At 57.6% G+C, this 19,529-nt stretch carries 22 protein-coding genes and 1 other annotated feature; all 22 genes read left to right on the forward strand.

Annotated features, from left to right (window positions below; all coding sequences use genetic code 11):
• Positions 1-312: 312 nt before the first annotated feature.
• The 22 genes from ligA to tyrS all read left to right on the forward strand — a co-directional run bounded on the left by ligA (position 313) and on the right by tyrS (position 19,478).
• Entirely contained in the window at positions 313-2,328 is a 2,016-nt protein-coding gene (gene ligA, locus ACXPUX_RS09420; protein WP_458828083.1) for an NAD-dependent DNA ligase LigA, read from the forward strand.
• A gap of 156 nt (positions 2,329-2,484) precedes the next feature.
• The gene (locus ACXPUX_RS09425) at positions 2,485-3,375 is read left to right on the forward strand and encodes an ATPase, T2SS/T4P/T4SS family (protein WP_458828084.1); all 891 of its coding nucleotides are present in this window, start codon (positions 2,485-2,487) and stop codon (positions 3,373-3,375) included.
• Positions 3,372-3,836: a hypothetical protein gene (locus ACXPUX_RS09430; protein ID WP_458828085.1), complete on the forward strand. Its 465-nt coding sequence runs from the start codon at positions 3,372-3,374 to the stop codon at positions 3,834-3,836. Before ACXPUX_RS09425 ends, ACXPUX_RS09430 begins: the two co-directional genes overlap by 4 nt.
• Before the next feature lie 27 nt (positions 3,837-3,863).
• On the forward strand, positions 3,864-4,058 hold the full coding sequence (gene spoIIIAC, locus ACXPUX_RS09435; protein WP_055184433.1) for a stage III sporulation protein AC: 195 nt from the start codon (positions 3,864-3,866) through the stop codon (positions 4,056-4,058).
• On the forward strand, positions 4,055-4,438 hold the full coding sequence (locus ACXPUX_RS09440; RefSeq protein WP_458828086.1) for a SpoIIIAC/SpoIIIAD family protein: 384 nt from the start codon (positions 4,055-4,057) through the stop codon (positions 4,436-4,438). The genes spoIIIAC and ACXPUX_RS09440 overlap by 4 nt, the downstream gene beginning before the upstream one ends.
• On the forward strand, positions 4,435-5,493 hold the full coding sequence (locus tag ACXPUX_RS09445) for a stage III sporulation protein AE (RefSeq protein WP_458828087.1): 1,059 nt from the start codon (positions 4,435-4,437) through the stop codon (positions 5,491-5,493). The genes ACXPUX_RS09440 and ACXPUX_RS09445 overlap by 4 nt, the downstream gene beginning before the upstream one ends.
• Positions 5,494-5,976, forward strand: a complete 483-nt coding sequence (locus tag ACXPUX_RS09450; protein WP_458828088.1) for a hypothetical protein — start codon at positions 5,494-5,496, stop codon at positions 5,974-5,976. It abuts the gene before it with no gap.
• Positions 5,973-6,485 carry a stage III sporulation protein AG gene (locus ACXPUX_RS09455; protein WP_458828089.1) on the forward strand — a complete coding sequence of 171 codons (513 nt, stop codon included), beginning with the start codon at positions 5,973-5,975 and terminating at the stop codon, positions 6,483-6,485. Before ACXPUX_RS09450 ends, ACXPUX_RS09455 begins: the two co-directional genes overlap by 4 nt.
• Before the next feature lie 60 nt (positions 6,486-6,545).
• Positions 6,546-7,169: a SpoIIIAH-like family protein gene (locus ACXPUX_RS09460; RefSeq protein WP_249240032.1), complete on the forward strand. Its 624-nt coding sequence runs from the start codon at positions 6,546-6,548 to the stop codon at positions 7,167-7,169.
• Between the two features lie 275 nt (positions 7,170-7,444).
• Positions 7,445-7,819: an Asp23/Gls24 family envelope stress response protein gene (locus tag ACXPUX_RS09465; RefSeq protein WP_117948093.1), complete on the forward strand. Its 375-nt coding sequence runs from the start codon at positions 7,445-7,447 to the stop codon at positions 7,817-7,819.
• A gap of 83 nt (positions 7,820-7,902) precedes the next feature.
• The gene (gene nusB, locus ACXPUX_RS09470) at positions 7,903-8,349 is read left to right on the forward strand and encodes a transcription antitermination factor NusB (protein WP_458828090.1); all 447 of its coding nucleotides are present in this window, start codon (positions 7,903-7,905) and stop codon (positions 8,347-8,349) included.
• On the forward strand, positions 8,346-9,287 hold the full coding sequence (locus ACXPUX_RS09475; RefSeq protein ID WP_458828091.1) for a glycoprotease: 942 nt from the start codon (positions 8,346-8,348) through the stop codon (positions 9,285-9,287). Before nusB ends, ACXPUX_RS09475 begins: the two co-directional genes overlap by 4 nt.
• On the forward strand, positions 9,275-10,498 hold the full coding sequence (xseA, locus tag ACXPUX_RS09480; protein ID WP_458828092.1) for an exodeoxyribonuclease VII large subunit: 1,224 nt from the start codon (positions 9,275-9,277) through the stop codon (positions 10,496-10,498). The genes ACXPUX_RS09475 and xseA overlap by 13 nt, the downstream gene beginning before the upstream one ends.
• On the forward strand, positions 10,476-10,706 hold the full coding sequence (gene xseB, locus ACXPUX_RS09485; RefSeq protein WP_458828093.1) for an exodeoxyribonuclease VII small subunit: 231 nt from the start codon (positions 10,476-10,478) through the stop codon (positions 10,704-10,706). Before xseA ends, xseB begins: the two co-directional genes overlap by 23 nt.
• A complete protein-coding gene (locus ACXPUX_RS09490; protein WP_458828094.1) occupies positions 10,706-11,587 on the forward strand; it encodes a polyprenyl synthetase family protein in 882 nt (293 codons plus the stop codon). The genes xseB and ACXPUX_RS09490 overlap by 1 nt, the downstream gene beginning before the upstream one ends.
• Before the next feature lie 18 nt (positions 11,588-11,605).
• Positions 11,606-12,073 carry a divergent PAP2 family protein gene (locus tag ACXPUX_RS09495; protein ID WP_458828095.1) on the forward strand — a complete coding sequence of 156 codons (468 nt, stop codon included), beginning with the start codon at positions 11,606-11,608 and terminating at the stop codon, positions 12,071-12,073.
• Between the two features lie 48 nt (positions 12,074-12,121).
• The gene (gene dxs / locus ACXPUX_RS09500; protein ID WP_458828096.1) at positions 12,122-14,005 is read left to right on the forward strand and encodes a 1-deoxy-D-xylulose-5-phosphate synthase; all 1,884 of its coding nucleotides are present in this window, start codon (positions 12,122-12,124) and stop codon (positions 14,003-14,005) included.
• Positions 14,002-14,805, forward strand: a complete 804-nt coding sequence (locus ACXPUX_RS09505; protein ID WP_458828097.1) for a TlyA family RNA methyltransferase — start codon at positions 14,002-14,004, stop codon at positions 14,803-14,805. Before dxs ends, ACXPUX_RS09505 begins: the two co-directional genes overlap by 4 nt.
• Before the next feature lie 30 nt (positions 14,806-14,835).
• Positions 14,836-15,684 (forward strand): NAD(+)/NADH kinase, encoded by an 849-nt coding sequence (locus tag ACXPUX_RS09510; RefSeq protein ID WP_458828098.1) that lies wholly within the window; start codon positions 14,836-14,838, stop codon positions 15,682-15,684.
• Positions 15,685-15,704: 20 nt separating this feature from the next.
• Positions 15,705-16,193: an arginine repressor gene (locus tag ACXPUX_RS09515; protein WP_005925916.1), complete on the forward strand. Its 489-nt coding sequence runs from the start codon at positions 15,705-15,707 to the stop codon at positions 16,191-16,193.
• Positions 16,194-16,211: 18 nt separating this feature from the next.
• Positions 16,212-17,882, forward strand: coding sequence for a DNA repair protein RecN (gene recN, locus ACXPUX_RS09520; RefSeq protein WP_458828099.1), 1,671 nt, complete (start codon positions 16,212-16,214; stop codon positions 17,880-17,882).
• Positions 17,883-17,939: 57 nt separating this feature from the next.
• Positions 17,940-18,194: a binding site (T-box leader), on the forward strand.
• A 63-nt stretch (positions 18,195-18,257) separates the two neighbouring features.
• Complete coding sequence (gene tyrS, locus ACXPUX_RS09525; RefSeq protein ID WP_249240042.1) at positions 18,258-19,478, forward strand: tyrosine--tRNA ligase; 1,221 nt, start codon at positions 18,258-18,260, stop codon at positions 19,476-19,478.
• The last annotated feature ends 51 nt before the right edge of the window (positions 19,479-19,529 follow it).

Raw genomic sequence — 19,529 nt, forward strand, 5'->3', positions numbered from 1 at the left:
ATTACTAAAAGCCACTGTAAAAGGATGCTTGAAATAAAACGAATCATCGACGTAAAATATAAAGAATATACGTTTAGTATCTTTCACAAGTGATTATAAATCAACGCACGGGCTGCACTGATATCGATTTCAACGCATGAGAGCGTCTTGAGAATACGATTTGTATTTAATGCTTTGCAGAGCGTCTATGGATGTGGTATACTAAGGAGGATGCAAATGCAAACGACTACCGCTTACCTGCTGTGTCCGGTGTACAGCACTGTTTCTGCCGGGAAAGCAGCACGGCGGGCGGTAAAATAATATCGCGGGAGAGTGGAATATTTGGAACTGGAACAGGCAAAAAAACGCGTGGAAGAGCTGCGCGCAACGATCGAAAAAAACAACCGGCTTTACTACGATCAGGATGCGCCGGAGCTGGAGGATTTTGAATACGATGCCCTGACGCGGGAACTGAAGGAACTGGAAGCGCAGTTTCCTCAGCTTGTCACAGCAACATCGCCCACCCAGAAGGTGGGCGGCACCGCCAGCAGCAAGCTGCCCAAGGTGACCCATGCTGTCAAGATGGAAAGCCTGCTGGATGCGTTTTCTTTTGACGAACTGCGGGACTTTGACCGCCGTGTCCGCGAGGCCGGGGTCACACCGGAATATGTCGTGGAGATCAAAATCGACGGTCTTTCTTGCAGCTTAGAGTATGAGAACGGGCAGCTTGTCCGCGCTTCCACCCGCGGTGACGGCGTGGTGGGTGAGGATGTTACCGCAAACGTGCGTGCCATCCGCAGCATCCCCAAGACCCTTAAAGATGCACCGGAGTTTCTGGAGGTGCGCGGCGAGGTGTATATGCCTCACAAGGCTTTTCAACACCTGTGTGCCGAGCAGGAATTGCAGGGTGCTGCGCCTTTTAAAAATCCCCGCAATGCAGCAGCCGGATCTCTGCGGCAAAAGGACGCCCGCATCACCGGCAGCCGGGGACTTTCCATCTTTGTGTTCAATGTGCAGCAGATCCGGGGCAAGACCCTGACCAAGCACTCCGAAAGCCTGGATTACCTCAAGAGCCTTGGCCTGCCCGTATCGCCTCGCTACCATGTAGTGCATGATATCGAGGACGCCATTTCTGAGATTGAGAATATCGGCCAGAACCGTGCAAAGTTGGATTTTGACATGGACGGTGCCGTTATCAAGGTGAACGATTTTGCCCAGCGGGAACTGATGGGTTCCACCAACAAATTCCCGCGCTGGGCCATCGCCTTCAAGTACCCGCCGGAGGTCAAAGAGACTACCCTGCGCAGCATCGAGGTGGCTGTGGGTCGCACCGGCGTGCTTACCCCTACCGCCTGCTTTGACCCGGTGTTTCTGGCGGGCACCACGGTAGCCCGCGCCACCCTCCATAACGAGGATTTTATCCGGCAGTTTGGGCTGTGCATCGGAGATACCATTCAGGTGCGCAAGGCGGGCGATATCATCCCGGAGGTCATCGGGGTCACCCATCATGCAGAGGACGCTGAACCCTACACCATGCCTGCGGTCTGCCCCTCCTGCGGTGCGCCGGTGGTGCATCTGGAGGACGAAGCAGCTCTGCGCTGCGTGAACCCGGAGTGCCCGGCACAGGCACTGCGCAATATCATCCATTTTGCATCCCGGGATGCCATGGATATCGAAGGTCTGGGCGAGGCAGTGGCCACCCAATTGGTGGAAAAGGAACTGGTGCACTCCGCAGCAGATATCTACACGTTGACCCGGGAACAGCTGCTGGAGCTGGACAAATTCAAGGAAAAAAGCGCAGACAATCTGTTACAGGCCATTACCGCCTCCAAACAGAACAATCTGGATAAACTTCTTTTTGGTTTTGGCATCCGCAATATCGGTGATAAGGCGGCTGCGCTGTTGGCAGAGCATTTCGGCACGCTGCAAGCCATCCGGGAAGCCACCGCAGAGCAGATCAGTCAGATCGACGGCTTTGGCGGTGTGATGGCGCAAAGCGTGGTGGAGTTCTTTGCCAAGGAAGGCACCACCGACCTTGTGCATCGCCTTGCAGATGCCGGGGTCAATATGCAGTGGAAGGGCGAGCCGAAGGGGGACAAGCTGGCGGGCAAAACGCTGGTGGTCACCGGTACGCTGGAGACCCTCTCCCGCAACGAAGCCGAGGCGCTTATCGTGAAAAACGGCGGCAAGGCTAGCGGCTCTGTCTCCAAAAAAACGGCCTATGTTGTGGCCGGTGCGGCGGCGGGCTCCAAGCTGACTAAAGCACAGGCGCTGGGCGTGCCGGTGCTGACCGAACAGGAGTTCCTTGCCATGCTGCAGGATACCCCGGCAGAACCGGAAACGACTTGAAGAACTTCTCCGAATGCCGAAATATAAATGATCTCAAAAGCTTCTGCAACGCTGTTGCAGAGGCTTTTTTGTTTGCCCGTTCCCGGTTACCGGTTCTAATGACGCACAAAGTGCATACAATGCTAACACAAAGCTTTCGTGGAAGGAGAACCCAAAGTGGACGAGTATTACCGAACTGTCAAAGCCCTTCCCGCTTGGTTGGCAGCGCCGCTGGCACAGCTGCCCGCACAAACGGCAGTACGCGTACAGGAGCTGCGGCTGCGCACAGGCTGTGCGGTCGCATTTACCGTACAGGGACGGCAATGCCCTGCTTCGGCACTGCCGGGCTGCCCTCCAAGGCTGGCTGCAATGCGGCTGGATGCGCTGCAAATAGAGGAGATCTTCCACACCCTTTGCAACGGCTCGGTGCACACCCACGAAAAGGAGCTTACCGAGGGTTACCTGACCACTTCTGCCGGAAACCGTGTGGGCGTAGCGGGGCAGTTCGTGCAGCGGGAAGGGCAGAGCATCACCCTGCAAAAGGTCACCTCGCTCAACCTGCGGATCGCACGCGGCTGTATTATTTCTTTGCCGCCCGCGCTGGACAAGCTGCTGGAGCAGCACTTTACCGGGCTGCTGATAGTGGGAGATCCCGGCAGCGGCAAAACCACCCTGCTGCGCACTATCGCCCGGACGCTGGCTGAGCGGCAGCGTTTGGTAGCAGTGGTGGACGAGCGGGGCGAGCTTTTCCCGCCGGAGCAACCTCTGCCGCCGCTGGAGCGCATCGGCGGGGTGGATAAAGCCCGCGCCGTCCAGATGGCGCTGCGCACGCTGGCACCGCAAGTGATCTTGCTGGACGAGCTGGGCGGCTTGGAAGAGACCAGAGCACTGGAACAAGGCTTTTTCAGCGGGGTGGATTTTATTGCCAGTATCCACGCGCCGGATGCTGCACAGGCCCAGTGCCGCCCACAGGTACAGGCTTTGCTGCAACGCGGGATGCTGCGGCAGCTGGTCGTCCTTGCCGGGCGAGAGACCCCGGGCTGCATCCGGGAAGTATGCGCCGTATGAGCGGCTTTCTGCGCGGGTTTGGTCTGTTTTTGCTCCCGCTGTGCGGCTGGCTGGCGGGGGACGCAGTACAAGCTGAAACCACTCTGCATCTTGCCGCCTTGCAGCGCACCATCGAGCTATTGCAGCGCATCCGGCAGGAGATCCAGTACCGCCGGGCAGACCTGCAAAGCCTTTACCGGCAGCTTTGCCGCGAGGGCCTTTTGCCACAAAATCCCGGCGGTACATTGCAGCAGTTGCCTGCACCGGAACGGCTCTCTGCGGCAGAGCACGCCTGTTTTACAGAGTGCTTTAGAGGTCTTGGCCGCGCAGAGGCCGCACAGGAATGCGAACGGCTGGATTACTATACGGCGCGGTTCGAGGACTATTTGCAGCAGGCACGCCGCACGGCACAGCGGCAGGCCGGTCTGCCGCACCGTCTTGGGCTGGCAGGCGGCATGATGCTGGCACTGCTCTTTTTGTAAAGGCTGTAGGGAACAAAGGAGAAACGGATGGATATCGAGCTTGTGTTCAAAATTGCGGCCATCGGCATCATCGTTGCTGTGCTCAATCAGTTGCTCATCCGCTCCGGGCGGGAGGATCAGGCCATGATGACCACGCTGGCGGGGCTTGTGGTGGTGCTCTCCATTCTCGTCAAGCAGATCAGCGCCCTGTTTGCCACCATCCGCTCTCTGTTTGCGCTATGAGTGCGGCGGTTCCGGTGCTGGCGGCGCTGCTGCTGGCGGCCTTTGCCGGTATTCTATTACAACGGTATTCCCCGGCGTTTGCACTGCTGCTTTCGCTGGGTGCTGCGGTGTGGCTGCTGCTCCGTCTGGCACAGCCGCTGCGCGGGGTACTGCAAGCATTCGTGCAGCTGGGGCAGCACACCAACGCACAGGCTTTTTCCTGCCTTTTGCGCAGCGCGGGGATCATGCTGCTGGCAGATTACGTCCGCACCCTCTGCGAGGAAGCCGGAGCAGACACTCTTGCATGGTGTGCCGGGCTGGCGGGGCGGTGTCTCGTACTGGCAGCAGTATGGCCGCTGCTGGAACAGATATTCCAGACGATCTGGGGGTTGGCGGGATGAAAAAACGCAGCCTTATCATTTGCGTGGCAGCGCTGGGCTTTCTGTGCAGCAAAACCTCTCTAAAAGCCGTGGCTGCGGAAGCCGCACCGTGGCAGACTTATCTTGACAAAGCACCTGTACAGGCCGAGCAGTTTGCGGCAGACCCGCTTGGCACCTTGCTGCATTTATTTGCCGCCGAGCCGGTGCAATTACTGCGGGATGTGCTGCAGCAATATGCCGATATTCTACTGTTTTTATCGCTGGCGGCTGGGCTTGCATTTCTCTTGCAGGACACTGCCGACAGAGCCCTGCTGGAGCTGGCGGCTGCCGGCGGCTGCGGCGTTCTATTGTGGCAGGAACTGGACGAGCTTGCCGCTGCCTTGTGCACCCGGATGGCCGGGTGGAAAAGCTATCTGCTGGGCTTTTTGCCGGTGTACAGCGGTGTACTGGCGGCGGGCGGCGAATGGAACGCCGGAGCGGCCGCAAACGGCTTTCTGCTCACGGTGCTATGTTTTATTGCACAGGCGGTCACTCTCTGGCTGCAGCCGCTGCTGCGCAGCTACCTTGCCATCAGCATGGCCTGCGGCATCAGTTCCCGCAAAAGTCTGTCCGAGGGCTGCACCCTGACCGGACGGCTGCTGCGGCAGGCCATCGGCTGGGCGGGCAAAGCGTTCGCCGCCCTGATGAGCCTTCAGCGCGTAGTCACGGTGCAGCTGGATCGTTCGGCCTCCCGTCTGGGACAACTGCTGACCGGCAGCGTGCCCATTGTAGGGCAGGCACTGAGCAGCGCGGCAGACGCAGTGCTGGCCGGGATGCAGCTGCTCAAAAGCACCCTTGGTATTGCCGCATTACTCAGCATCGGGGCAGAGTTTGCGCCCTTGTATCTCGGGCTGCTGGTACATCTGTTTTTTCTGTCCTGCTGCGGCTGGCTTGCCGGGATCGGCGGGCTGGAGCATTGCCATAAGCTGCTGCAATGCTTTGCCGAGGCTGTGCGCTGCATGGCGGCAGTTACAGCTTTGTTTTTCATGTTGTTTGTGGTGGGCATCGCGCTGCTGATGTTGACAGGGGGTGGTTAGATGCAGGCATTTCAGCGGGCTGCGGCAGTGTTCTGCATGGCGTGCATCGGGGCGGAACTGGTCAGTCTTTTTGGCGGGCAAAGCTGGGCAGGCCGGTGCATAAAAGCCGTAGCCGGACTATATATTTTAGCAGTCCTTCTTGCGCAGCTGCCACGACTGCCGGGCAAGGCCATGACCGCTTTTTCAGGAAATACAGCCCCGGCGGTTACGTCCGCTGCGCAACCGGATACGCTGGAAACGGAGATCCTGACCGAGACCGAAGCCCAGCTGGAAACGTATTGTACTGCACAGTGCAGCCAACAGTTTGGGTTGGACGTCAGCGTGACGGTCACGCTGGAAAAAGCCGGGCAGCAGGTCGTGGTAAAAAAGGCTGTTGCAGCTTTCCCGGCGGGCTGCACTGCTGCGCAAAAACAGGCAGTACTATGTTTTTTACAGCATGCGCTGGGCATCACTCCCACGGCAGCGGAGGAGAGCACACCATGAAAAAGAACGAATTGCTTTCCACCTTGCGCTCTCTGCAAAGCAGCAAAGGCCGCACCTCGCTGGCAGTGGCGGTCGGTGTGCTGGCAATGCTGCTGCTTTTGCTGTCGGAACTTTTGCCCGGCGGTGGTACGCAGAAAGCGGTGGCATCCACCACCCAGACCGTTGCTGTCAGCCAGTACCAGACCCGGCTGGAGCAGCAGCTGGAAGGGCTTATCAGCCAGCTGCAAGGGGCTGGACGCACCACAGTCATGGTCACCCTGACCACCGGAGAGGAGACCGTCTATGCGGTAGACACCCAGACTGGGGATCTGCAGCAGCAGGAGACCCATGTCCTATTACGGGATGGCTCTGCGCTGGCTGAGACTACCTATCTGCCGCAGGTCTGCGGGGTCGCCGTGCTGTGTGAGGGCGGGGGAGACGTCCGGGTGGCAGCCCGTATCACTGAGCTGCTGCATTCGCTGTTGGATCTGCCCACAAACCGCATCTGTGTGGAGCAGCGAAAGCGCTGAGCCGCTGCTTTTGTCAAGTACCGCAATCGCCTACCGAAAACCTAAAGGAGGAACCGTTTTATGAGAGCACTTTCCAGAAACACCCGCAGGGTCACCGCCCTGACACTGGCGGCAGCGCTGGTCATTGCCGTCTACTTAAACTGGCAGTATGCCCGCGCAGACATCACCCCGCAGACAGAGGACGACACCCTCATGGTCTCGGCAGAACCGGTGGATGCAGAAGCAGAGACTAGCATCACGGATGCACTGCCCACAGAAGCGGAAGCTGCCTCCGGTGCCAGCAAAAACTATGGCGAAGCACAGCTTGTCAGCGTGGCAAACGATAGTGGCACCCGCTTTTTTGAGCAGGCTCGTCTCAAGCGGGAAAAGGCACATGACGAAGCCATGGATACCCTGCAAAAAAGCCTGAAATCCTCCTCCCTGACAGCCGAGGAGAAAAAGGAGTACACCGCACAAATGGCGGCGGGGCTGGAAGACCTGAATGCGGAAAATGAGATCGAGACGCTGGTGCGTGCCAAGGGCTTTGCGGACTGTCTGTGCTTTTTACATGCAGGGCGGGCAGACCTGACCGTGATGACGGCAGGCGAGCCGCTCACGGCGGCACAGGTGGCGCAGATTCGGGATGTGGTGATGAACAAAAGCAGCGTGACTGCTCAGAATATCACGGTGGTGGAGGTAAAATAAGCGCTCTTTATTTATGCTGACACCCCGGCGGCGCAGGTGCAGCTTTTCTTGCAGGCAGAAAGCTGTATGCGCTGCCGGGATGCCATTCCGTGCTGATTTCCATCTTTCTTTTCCAAACAAGTATTGAAATTGCCCCCGCATTGATGGTATAATAACTCTATCAAAAATGAATGCTGCGCGCCTTTATGCACCGCACAAGGGCGCGTTTGAACACAAAAGGCAGGTACGGCAGACCGGTTTCAGTGCTTTGGAATCGCCGCCGGAGCAGCCTTTGGATGGAGGACAGCACAATGGATTTACAGAACATGGATCTTCAGGGCGGCAGCCTTCAGATTTCGACCGAGGTCGTGGGCAAGATCGCCCGCTGCGCCGCACTGGAAGTGGACGGCGTTGCCGAGGTATCCTGCGGCGTGCAGAACAAAAAACTGAAAAGTCTGCTGGAATCTGCCAGCATCCAGCCGCCTGTGGTGGTGGAGATGCGGGACGGCACGGCCAACATTACTCTGCACCTGATGATGCAGTTCGGCGCACGGATCCCCTCTGTGGCTGAAAAGGTACAGGAGAACGTCAAGTCTGCCGTACAGAACATGACCAATGTGACGGTCAGTCGCGTGGATCTGGTCATTGCAGGCCTTGCCGAGGCGCAGTAACAAATTCAGCAAAAAATCATATCAGAAACGATCCTCCTCCCAGTACACCCGGCGGGGAGGGTTTGTATTGCGAAAGGAACATTATGGAAAATATTCTGCCCCGTAGAGAAGCCCGTGAAAACGCCTTTTTGCTGGCATTTTCGCAGACCTTTGGTGACATTCCTCTGGCCGAGGCATTGTCCAACCACGCCGAGAACGACGAGGAGCATCCTGTGGATGCCTTCAGCCGTCTGCTGCTGAACGCCTACTACGATCACTCCGCAGAGGTGGATGACGAGATCCGCGTCCATCTGCGCAACTGGACCATGGAGCGTCTGCCCCGCGTCAGCCTGACCGTGCTGCGTCTGGCCGTGGCCGAGATGCTGTTCGGCGGCGAGAACAAGCCCGGCGTTGCCATCAATGAGGCTGTGGAACTGACCAAGAAGTACGGCGCGGGCGAGGACTACCAGTTCGTGAATGGCCTGCTGGGTGCTGTGGCACGCGACCATGGCCTGAGTGATGAAGCCGTCGCGGAGTCGGCTGAACAGTGAGCCGTTATACGCTCGGGGTCGATACAAGCAACTATGCAACCTCTCTGGCAGTTTTTGATACAGCCGGGGAGGTTGTTTGTGCAAAAAAGCGTTTTTTGCCGGTAAAGGCCGGGCAGCTTGGCCTGCGGCAGAGCGATGCGCTGTTCCATCACACAGCAGCTCTGCCGGAGATGCTGCAGGAGCTGGCGCAGGAATTCGACCTGACCAAAATAGATGCCGTAGGCGTTTCGCAAAAGCCGCGCCCGGTAGAGGGCAGCTATATGCCCTGTTTTCTGGCTGGTGTCAGTGCCGCGACTGCCTTTGCGGCGGCGCGGGACATTCCGCTGATCTACACCACCCATCAGCAGGGGCACGCTGCGGCAGCGCTGTATGCTGCAAAGGGCGAGGCGCTGTTCTCCCAAAAGGTACTGCTGTTCCATATCTCCGGCGGCACCACGGATCTTTTGCTGTGCGATCAGGTGCGTACCATCACCACCCTTGGCACCAGTACCGATCTGTATGCCGGTCAGGCGGTGGATCGCGTAGGCGTGCGGCTGGGCTTTGGCTTCCCCGCCGGGGCCGAGGTCTCCCGCCTTGCCGCGCAGTGCACGGAAGAAATTCGCCCCAAGTCCAGTGTAAAGGGGCTGCAATGCAGCCTTTCCGGGCTGGAAAACCAGTGCAATGCCCTGCTTGCGGCCGGAAAAGCACCGGAATACGTCTGCAAATACTGCCTGCTCTGCGTGGCAGATACCGTTGTCCGCATGACAAAGGCTGCGCAGAAGGAATACCCCGGCTTGCCGGTGGTCTGCGCCGGTGGTGTAATGAGCAGCGATATCATCCGCACATGGGTGCAGCAGCGTCTGCCGCAGGTCTATTTTGTGCCGGGGCAGTATTCCAGTGATAACGCTATCGGCGTGTCTATTCTTGCTGCGCGGGAGGCCGGGCTATGGCTGATGTGATCTCGGTATCAGAGCTGAACCATTATGTCAAAACACTGCTGGATGTCAACGATGGGCTGTTTGATTTGGCCTTACGCGGTGAGATCGCAAACTTTGTGCAGAACGCGCGCAGCGGACACTGCTATTTTTCTCTGCGGGATGAAGCTTGCAGCGTAAAGGCAGTGATGTTTCGCACCGATGCCCGCCGTCTGGCATTTCGCCCGGAGGAGGGAATGCGTGTCGTGGTGCGCTGCCGTGCTACCCTTTACGAGCGGGACGGTGCGTTTCAGATCTATGTGAACGAGATGTTCCCGGATGGTCTGGGCGCGGCACAGCTTGCACTGGAGCAGCTGAAAGCCCGGCTGGAAAAGGAAGGTCTGTTTGACCCCACGCACAAACAGCCGCTGCCTGCATACCCCAAATGTATTGGTGTCGTTACCAGCAAAACCGGGGCGGCATTGCAGGATATCCGCAACGTGATCAGCCGCCGCTGGCCATCCGTCCGGCTGCTGCTGTGCCCGGTAACGGTGCAGGGCTTTGAGGCTGCCCGGCAGATCGCTGCTGCTATCCGCACGCTGGATCAGAGTGGGCGGGTAGACGAGATCATCGTGGCCCGGGGCGGCGGCAGCAGGGAGGATCTGTGGGTGTTCAACGCCGAGGAGATCGCCCGGGCAGCATTTCGCTGCAAAACGCCGCTGATCAGCGCCATCGGGCACGAGATCGACTACACTATTCTGGACTTTGTGGCCGACCAGCGTGCACCCACGCCGTCCGCTGCCGCAGAGCTTGCAGTGCCGGATCGGGAGGAGCAGCGGCGCATTTTTGAAAATATTGAAGAAAATATTCACAAAAATATACAAAAACGGCTCGCATTGTGCTATAATGGTCTGGAGCAATACAACTTTTTGTTGGAGCAGAACGCGCCAGACAAAATCTTACAGCAGTATTCAAGTCGTCTGCAACAGATGCAGCAGGCCATTCAGATGCAGCAAAAAGCGCGTATGAATGGCAAAAATATGCAGCTTCAACACGCGGCTGCACTGGCGGCATCGCTGGATCCATACCGTGTGCTGGCTCGTGGCTATGCCCTTGTGACCGATACAAAAGGGAAGGTCTGTACCGTGGAGCAGCTGCAGCCGGAGCAGCCCATCTGCGTGCGCAGCCGGCAATATCAGGCACGATGCCGTGTAGAAACGGTGGAGGAGATCAATGAGAGCACCCAAAAGCTTTGAAGAAGGAATGGATCGGCTGAACGCGATCCTTGCACAGATGCAGCAGGAGGATACCTCGCTGGCAGATTCCGTCAAGCTGTATGCGGAAGCGGCCTCCCTGATGCAGTACTGTCACGCAACGCTGGAAAAAACATCGCTGCAGATCGAGGAGATCAATGCAAAGATTGCCGAGACCGTAGAAGCCCCGCAGGCGCAGGAGGAAGAATAATGGAATACAAGGCGCAATATCAGGAATATCTGCTGCAGGCCACGGCTGCGCTGGATGCTGCCAGCGCCCGTTTTCTGCCCGAGGGATCAGAGGTGTGCAGAGCCGCCCGTTACAGCTTGCTGGGCGGCGGAAAGCGCATCCGCGCAATTCTGACGCTCAGCGTTTGCGATATGCTGGGCGGTGAGATGCAGGCTGCCGCACAGTTTGCTGCAGCTGTGGAGATGCTGCATTGCTACTCGCTGATCCACGATGATCTGCCCTGTATGGACAATGATGATCTGCGCCGAGGGCGTCCCTCCTGCCACAAGGCTTTCAGCGAGTCCACGGCAATGCTGGCCGGTGATGTGCTGCTGACCGAGGCTTTTGAGGTGATTGCAAACGCACCCGCTGCGCCGCAGGTCTGCGTGGCAGCCGCCCGTGCGCTGGGCGCAGGTGCAGGTAGCCGCGGCATGGTCTACGGGCAGGAGTTGGATCTGAAATATGAAGCACTGGCGGCCACCGAGGAGCAACTGCGTCTCATCCACCGAAACAAGACTGGTGCACTGATCAACGCCGCCGTTCAGATGGGCGCTGCCGCAGCCGGTGCAACGCCGCAGCAGTGCGAGATACTGGCCTCCTACGCATACGGGCTGGGGCTGGTGTTCCAGATCGTGGACGACGTGCTGGACGTTACCAGCACCCCGGAGCAGCTGGGCAAGCCTATCGGCAGCGACAGCGAAAACGGCAAGACCACCTTCGTCACCCTGTACGGGGCAGACGGTGCCATGGCGCTGGCGCAAAAGCTGAACGAGCAGATCTGTGATGATCTGCAACAGCATTTTGGCGAAAAGGCAGCTTTCCTGCAGCAGTTGGCACAACAGCTTCTGGTGCGCAAAAACTAAAGAAAAAGGAACACAACTATGCAGTATATTCAAAATCTTTTGTCGGTCAATCAGATCTTGACCGCGTCGCTCCTCAGCTGGTTCGTTGCGCAGGTGCTAAAGACCATCATCAACTTCATTCTGCTGGGCAAGTTCCAGTTAGAGCGGATGTGGGGCGATGGCGGTATGCCCAGCGCACACAGCGCGACCGTCTGCGCCATGGCTATCGTTACCGGGCGCAGCGCCGGGGTCTCCTCGCCGATTTTTGCGGTGGCCTGTGTGGTGGCAATTATTACCATGCACGATGCCATGGGCGTCCGGCATGAGACTGGCGAGCAGGCAAAGGTGCTGAATCAGATGATTGCCCAATGGATCGATGTAAGCGAGAAAAACGCTCCCTTTTTGCAGAATATGCACCTGAAGGAAATGGTCGGCCACACGCCGCTGCAGGTCGTAGCAGGCGTGCTGCTCGGCTCTCTGGTGGGTTTTTTGTTTCCGGTCGTGTAAAAAACGGAAGAGACGCCCAAAGTACAAACGCACAAAGGACGTGTGAATATGGAATCGTTGTTGCTGGACAAGATCGATCAGCCCAGCGATCTTAAAAAGCTGAACGCACAGCAGGTGGAGAAGCTTTGCACGGAGATACGGCATTTTATGCTAGAAAACATCTCCAAGACCGGTGGGCATCTGGCCTCTAATCTTGGCACCGTAGAGCTTACCGTGGCGCTGCACCGTGTGCTGGAAACGCCCAAGGATAAGATTGTATTCGATGTAGGGCATCAGTGCTATACCCACAAGCTGCTCACCGGACGCCGGAAGCAGTTTGACCATTTGCGGCAGCTGGATGGCATTTCCGGCTTCCCGAACCCCCACGAAAGTGTGCACGATGCCTTTATTGCCGGACATGGCAATACGGCGCTTTCGCTGGCCATTGGCATGGCTTGGGCAAAAAAGATCAAACGTGAGCCCGGGCTTGTGGTGGCGGTGATCGGTGATGGTGCTTTTACCGGCGGCATGGTATACGAGGGCATGAACAACATCGGCGGGCTGGACAATCTGCTTGTGATCCTGAACGATAACAAGATGTCCATCTCTAAAAATGTTGGTGCGCTGGCACGGTATCTGACCCATCTGCGCACAACTACGGCCTATTACGATGCCAAGGATAATGTGCGCAGCTTTCTGGACGGCGTGCCGGTGATCGGCACGCCGATGAAAAAGTCGCTGATCGGCGCAAAAACGCTGGTACGCCGTGCCATGTACCACTCCACCATGTTTGAGGATATGGGCTTTGATTACATCGGCCCGGTGGACGGTCATAATGTGGAGGAGCTGGAGCGCACCCTGCGCTCGATCTACCAGCGGCCTGGTCCGCACTTTTTGCATATTGTGACCAAAAAAGGTAAGGGCTATCAGCCGGCAGAGATGAACCCGGGCAACTATCACGGTGTATCTGCCTTTGACCCGGACGGAATGCCGGACCCGGAGATTGCGCCGAAGGAGTCCTTCTCCACCGTTTTCGGCAAGCTGCTGGTGCAGGAAGGAACGCAAAACCCGAAGCTCTGCGCAATTACCGCAGCCATGAAGTACGGCACCGGACTGCAATTTTTTGCCCACCGTCACCCGCAGCGTTTTTTTGATGTGGGCATGGCAGAGCAGCACGCTGTCACCTTTGCGGCAGGTCTTGCCAGTCAGGGAATGCTGCCGGTGGTGTGCATCTACTCCACTTTCCTACAGCGCTCCTACGACCAGATCATCCATGATGTCAACCTTTTAAAGGAGAATGTGGTCTTTGCCATCGACCGCGCAGGTTTTGTTCCCGCAGACGGCGAGACCCATCAGGGCATCTACGATGCAGCCTTCCTCAGCCAGATGGGCATCCCGGTCTATGCGCCCTCTAACTACGAGGAGCTGCAATACTGGCTGCACTATTTGCTGCAGGATACGGTCTCCGGCCCGCGGGCCATCCGTTACCCCCGCGGCGGCGAGAGTGCAAAGCTAGCGCAGTATCCCTGCACAAAGCGGGAATATGATTTTTTGCGCGAGACGCCCGGGGCAGAGGTCCTTCTGGTCAGCTATGCAGACGAGCTAGAGGATCTGCTGGACGCTGCCGAACAATTGAACGCTACATCGCAGGATGTAGATATCCTGAAGCTTGTAAAGTTGTACCCCTTTACAGATAAACTTATCGATACTGTGTTGAAATATAAAATTGTGCTGTTTGCAGAGGAATGTGTTGCAACCGGTGGCATTGGCGAGCATCTGGCCTGTGCTCTGCAGCAAAAGGGCTGGAACGGTCGCTTTTTGCACTGCGCTGTTCACACGGCCTGTCTGCCGCACGCGACTGTTCCGCAGATCAAGCAGTGCACCGGTCTGAATGCTACGGATCTTGCGCAGGCAGTCCGGGATGCCCTTACGAAAGGAGAAAACGAACTGTGAAAATTCGGTTGGATCAATATCTTGTGCAGAACGGTCTTGTGCAGAGCCGGGAGCGCGCCAAAGCTCTGATCATGGCCGGTGTGGTTTTTGTCAACCAGCAAAAGGTGGACAAGGCCGGCGAGATGATCAAGGAGGGTGCTGTGGTCGAGGTTCGCGGCCACGATATCGGCTACGTCAGCCGCGGCGGCTTAAAGCTGGAAAAGGCTATGAAGTGTTTCCCGCTTACCCCTAACGGTAAGGTGTGCATGGACATCGGTGCGTCCACCGGTGGCTTTACCGACTGTATGCTGCAAAATGGTGCAGTGAAGGTGTATGCCGTAGACGTTGGCTATGGTCAGCTGGCATGGAGCCTGCGAACAGATGAGCGCGTGGTGAACATGGAGCGCACGAACATCCGCTATGTCACGCCGGAAGATCTGGCAGAGCCCATTGAGTTTTTCAGTGTGGATGTTTCCTTTATTTCTCTGCACCACATTTTCCCGGTGGCGCAGCACATCACCACCCCGGATGCCATGGGTGTCTGTCTGGTGAAGCCGCAGTTTGAGGCAGGCCGCGAGAAGGTTGGCAAAAACGGTGTGGTGCGCGACCCCGCCGTGCACCGTGAGGTGCTGCACAACGCCATGTCTTATGCTGCGGAAAACGGCTTTGTGGTGCGCGGGCTGGATTACAGCCCGGTCAAGGGGCCGGAGGGCAATATTGAGTACCTGATGTTCGTGCAAAAGAGTGACCAGCCCGCAGTGCTGGACGATGAAGCCGCCGCACAGGTTGTGGCAGCAAGCCACACCACGCTGGATCGTTAAGACCCAGTCATCAGCAAAGGAGAAGCCGGTATGACGATCTACATTTCGCCCAACCCGGGCAAGACCTCCGCCAGCGAGATCGCGCTGCGTGCGGCGCAGATCCTGCTGACCCAAGGCGCAGCTGTGCTGATGTGCGATGCTCTGCGAGAAAGCAGCACGGCAGGGGTCGTTTATCTGCCGCTGGAGCAGTGTCTGGAGCGCGCTGACGTGATCCTGACTATCGGCGGGGACGGCACCATCCTGCACGAAGCGAATCTCTCGCTCCGGTACGCAAAACCCATCCTCGGCATCAATCTGGGACGCTGCGGCTTTCTGGCCACCTGCGAGATCGGCGAAATGGAAACAAAACTGGCTGCTGTGGCGCGGGGCGAGTTCCAGCTGGACAACCGGATGCTTTTATATGCCCGGGTGCTGGGTCAGGACGGCTGGGAAGGCCATGCCCTCAACGATGTAGTTGTGACCAAAGGGCGCTTGCAGCAGGCCATCGACTTCAGCATTTACTGCGATGATATTCTGGTAGAGCACTACCGGGGCGATGGCGTTATTGTGGCGACACCCACCGGCTCTACGGCCTACTCGCTGGCAGCCGGCGGCCCGATCCTTGATTCTCAGACCAAGGGTGTTGTGGTAACCCCCATCTGCCCCCACAGTCTGGCCAGCCCGGCCATGGTATTTGCGCAGGAGCGCAAGCTGAACGTCTGTGTGGGGCAGGTAGCAGACGATGAAGTGTTTATCAGCTGTGATGGCGGTATTGGCTACCCCCTCAAGGCGGGTGCTACCGCAGAGATCCGTCTGTCCGATCAGAACGTCAAGCTTATCACCTTTGGGCGGGCAGACCAGTTTCAGGCCATTGACCAGAAACTGCGTAAAAGACAATAACAAGGGAGGCGATTTTTAAGATGGCACGCAGCCGCAAAGAAGATACAAAAACAAAAGCGGAACGCTTGCAGACGATCCTGCGTCTTGTGCAGGAGCATCCCATCAGCCGGCAGGAGGTGCTGCTGGAGCACCTACGGAACGAAGGCTTTGAGGTAACGCAGGCCACCGTTTCCCGCGATATCCGAGAGCTGTGCCTTGTAAAGGCAGCTACCACCGAGGGTTACCGCTATGTTTCCAGCCGGAACGAAAGCTTCAACCCCAAGACCCAAGGGCGTTTTGAGACCATCTTCCACGAGTCTGTTCTGGGGGTGGATTACGCCGGGCATGTTGTGCTGGTAAAATGCTATTCCGGCATGGCCAATGCCGCCTGCGAGGTTTTTGACGCTTTACAGTGGAAAAATGTTGTCGGCACCCTTTCCGGTGATGATACCTTTTTAATTGTTGCGCGCTCGGAGCGCGATGCCAAGACCATTTGTTCGGAGCTGACCCGTTATGTGGGGCAGAGATGACGGTAGGAGAACGAAGCCATGCTGAGCAGCCTGCAAATTGAAAATGTTGCCGTGATCCAGAAAGCAGAGGTGCACTTTGAACCGGGGCTGAATGTACTGACCGGCGAAACTGGTGCGGGTAAATCCATCCTGATCGATTCCATCAATGCGATCCTTGGCAACCGCACCTCTAAGGACTTGGTGCGCACCGGGGCTACAAAGGCGGTGATCCGCGCTGCCTTTGAGCAGGTGCCGTCTGCGGTGCTGGATAAGCTTGAACAGTCCGGCTACGAGCGCTCGGAGGCACTGTTGCTCAGCCGCGAGATCACCGCCGAGGGGAAAAGCAGCTGCCGCATCAACGGGATGCCAGCCACGGCAGCCGTTCTGCGGGATTTGTGCGGCGGGCTGATCAACATCAACGGCCAGCACGATTCCGTAGGCTTGCTCAATCCGGCGCATCATCTGGGCATTTTGGATGATTATGCGCAGAACCGCACTGTTTTTCAGGATTACTATACCCTGTACCGGAAGCTGGTGCAGGTCAAGCGGGAACTAGATGCCCTGATCACCGATGAGGCTGAAAAACAGCGCAAAATCGACCTATTGCAGTATCAGGTGCAGGAGATTGAGGATGCCGGGTTGACTGCCGGTGAGGAGCAGACACTGGAAAACCGCCGGAAGGTGCTGTCCAATGCGTCTGCCATCCGGGACCGTCTGGCACAAAGCTATGCGCTGCTTTCCGGCAGTGATGATGCCGCAGGTGCGGTGGATCTGCTGGGCGAAGCCTCCAACGCAGTGGATGCCGCCGCGCAGTTAGACCCCGCGCTTTCAGCCGCCGCCGGGCAGCTGCTGGACTTATACTATAACGCCAAGGATGTGGCCGCAGATTTGATTGGGCGGCTGGATGCCTACGACACCAACGATGCAGAGCTGGACGAGGTGGAGCAGCGGCTGGATCTTTTGTACCGGCTGAAGCGAAAGTACGGCAGCACGGTGGAAGATGTGATCGCTTTCGGGCAGAAAGCCCGGGAAGAGCTGGACAATATCCAGCATTCCCAGCAGCGCTATGATACTTTGCAGGCAGAAAAGCTGCGTCTTTACGCAAAAGCGCGGGAAAAGGCCGAAGTGCTGACCCAGACCCGGCTGAAAGCCTTTGAGGAGCTGAACACCCGCATTTCCGGCACGCTGGACTTTTTGAATATGCCGGGTGTGCGTATGACTTTGCGGCACACCCGCGGCCCGCTGGCCAGCCACGGGCAGGACAGCGTTGAATTCTACATCTCAACAAACCCCGGTGAAGCACCCAAGCCCCTGGCAAAGATCGCGTCCGGCGGCGAGCTGAGCCGTATCACCCTTGCCATCAAGAACGCAATGGCCGATAAGGATGCTGTGCCTACCGTGATCTATGATGAGATCGACAGCGGCGTGTCCGGCAAGGCTGCGGGACGCATCGGCGAGGTACTGCGTCAGAGCGCGCAGGGGCATCAGATCCTGTGCATCACCCACACGGCGCAGATCGCAGCGCTGGCCGATTGTCATCTGCTTATCCAGAAAAATGTGTCCAACGAGCGCACCTATACCGAGATCCATCCGCTGGACGAAAACGGCCGCGTGGAGGCGTTGGCACATCTCATCTCCGGCGACCACGTTACCGAACTTTCCCGCGCCAATGCCCGGGAAATGCTGCAGGAGCGCAAGCACGGCGGCTGATTTTGCAGAAAGGCCAACTCTTGACAAAGCGGCGGTCTTGTGATAGAGTAGACACTGTTAATGGCGATGAAGGGAACAAGTACCCTGAAGGATTCTGTCCAGAGAAGTCCCGGTTGGTGCAAGGGATCACAGAACAGCAGGGGAAATACCTCCCGGAGCCGCAGGCTGAATGCGTAAGGCTAGTAGGCTGTGCCGCGTGCGAGCGTTAAAGACGCAGAAGTGTCACTCTACTCTGGGGTGCGCACTCGTAAGGCCGTTTCTGTGAGGAAACGGCAAACAGAGGTGGTACCGCGAAGTTATCTCGCCCTCTGCCAAATTCTTTTTGGCAGAGGGCGTTTTTTGTTTCCTCTGCCCGAAAAACAGGAGGTTTTTCCCATGACGCTGTACGAAGAACTGAAAGCCCGCGGTCTGGTAGCGCAGATCACCGATGAAGAGATCATCGACCTGATCAATAACGGCAAGGCTACCTTTTACATCGGCTTTGACTGCACTGCCGACAGCCTGACCGCCGGCCATTTTCTGGCACTGACCCTGATGAAGCGCCTGCAGCTGGCTGGTAATAAGCCTATCGCCCTGATCGGTGGCGGCACTACCATGATCGGTGACCCCTCCGGCCGCACCGATATGCGCAAGATGCTGACCAAGGACGATATCGCCCACAATGCTGCCTGCTTTAAAAAGCAGATGGAGAAGTTCATTGATTTCTCCGAGGGCAAGGCGCTGATGCTGAACAACGCCGACTGGCTGTTGGACCTGAACTACGTTGAGTTGCTGCGCGAGGTGGGCGCCTGTTTCTCCGTGAACAATATGCTGCGCGCCGAGTGCTACAAGCAGCGCATGGAGAAGGGTCTGTCCTTCTTAGAGTTCAACTACATGATCATGCAGAGCTACGACTTCTACTACATGTTCCAGCACTACGGCTGCAATATGCAGTTCGGCGGCGATGACCAGTGGAGCAATATGCTGGGCGGCACCGAGCTGATCCGCCGCAAGCTGGGCAAGGATGCCTACGCTATGACCGTGACCCTGCTGACCGACTCTCAGGGCAAGAAGATGGGCAAGACTGCCGGCAACGCTGTCTGGCTGGATCCCAACAAGACCAGCCCCTTCGAGTTCTACCAGTACTGGCGCAACGTGGGCGATGCCGATGTGATGAAGTGCATCCGTATGCTCACCTTCCTGCCGTTGGAGCAGATCGAAGAGATGAGCACTTGGCAGGATCAGCGCCTGAACGAGGCCAAGGAGATTCTTGCCTACGAGATGACCAGCATGGTGCATGGCAAGGAAGAGGCCGAAAAAGCTCAGAATGCTGCCCGCGCACTGTTCAGCGGCAACGCGATGGATACCGAGCACATGCCCAGCACCCAGCTGACCGAAGCTGACCTGACGGACGGTGCTATCGGCATCCTGACCCTGATGGTCAAGGCCGGTCTGGCTGCTTCCAACGGCGAGGCTCGCCGTCTGGTGGTGCAGGGCGGTGTGCTGGCAGACGGCGAAAAGGTCGCTGCTCCCACCGTCAGCTTTACCGCAGAGCAGCTTGCCAAGGGTATCGTCATCAAGAAGGGCAAAAAGATCTATCACAAGGTAACGCTGTAAAAAGCAATATAAAATTTATGGGCCAGAAACGTCCGTAGGCGTTTCTGGCCC

This window comes from Faecalibacterium sp. PGM34 (assembly GCF_054456555.1).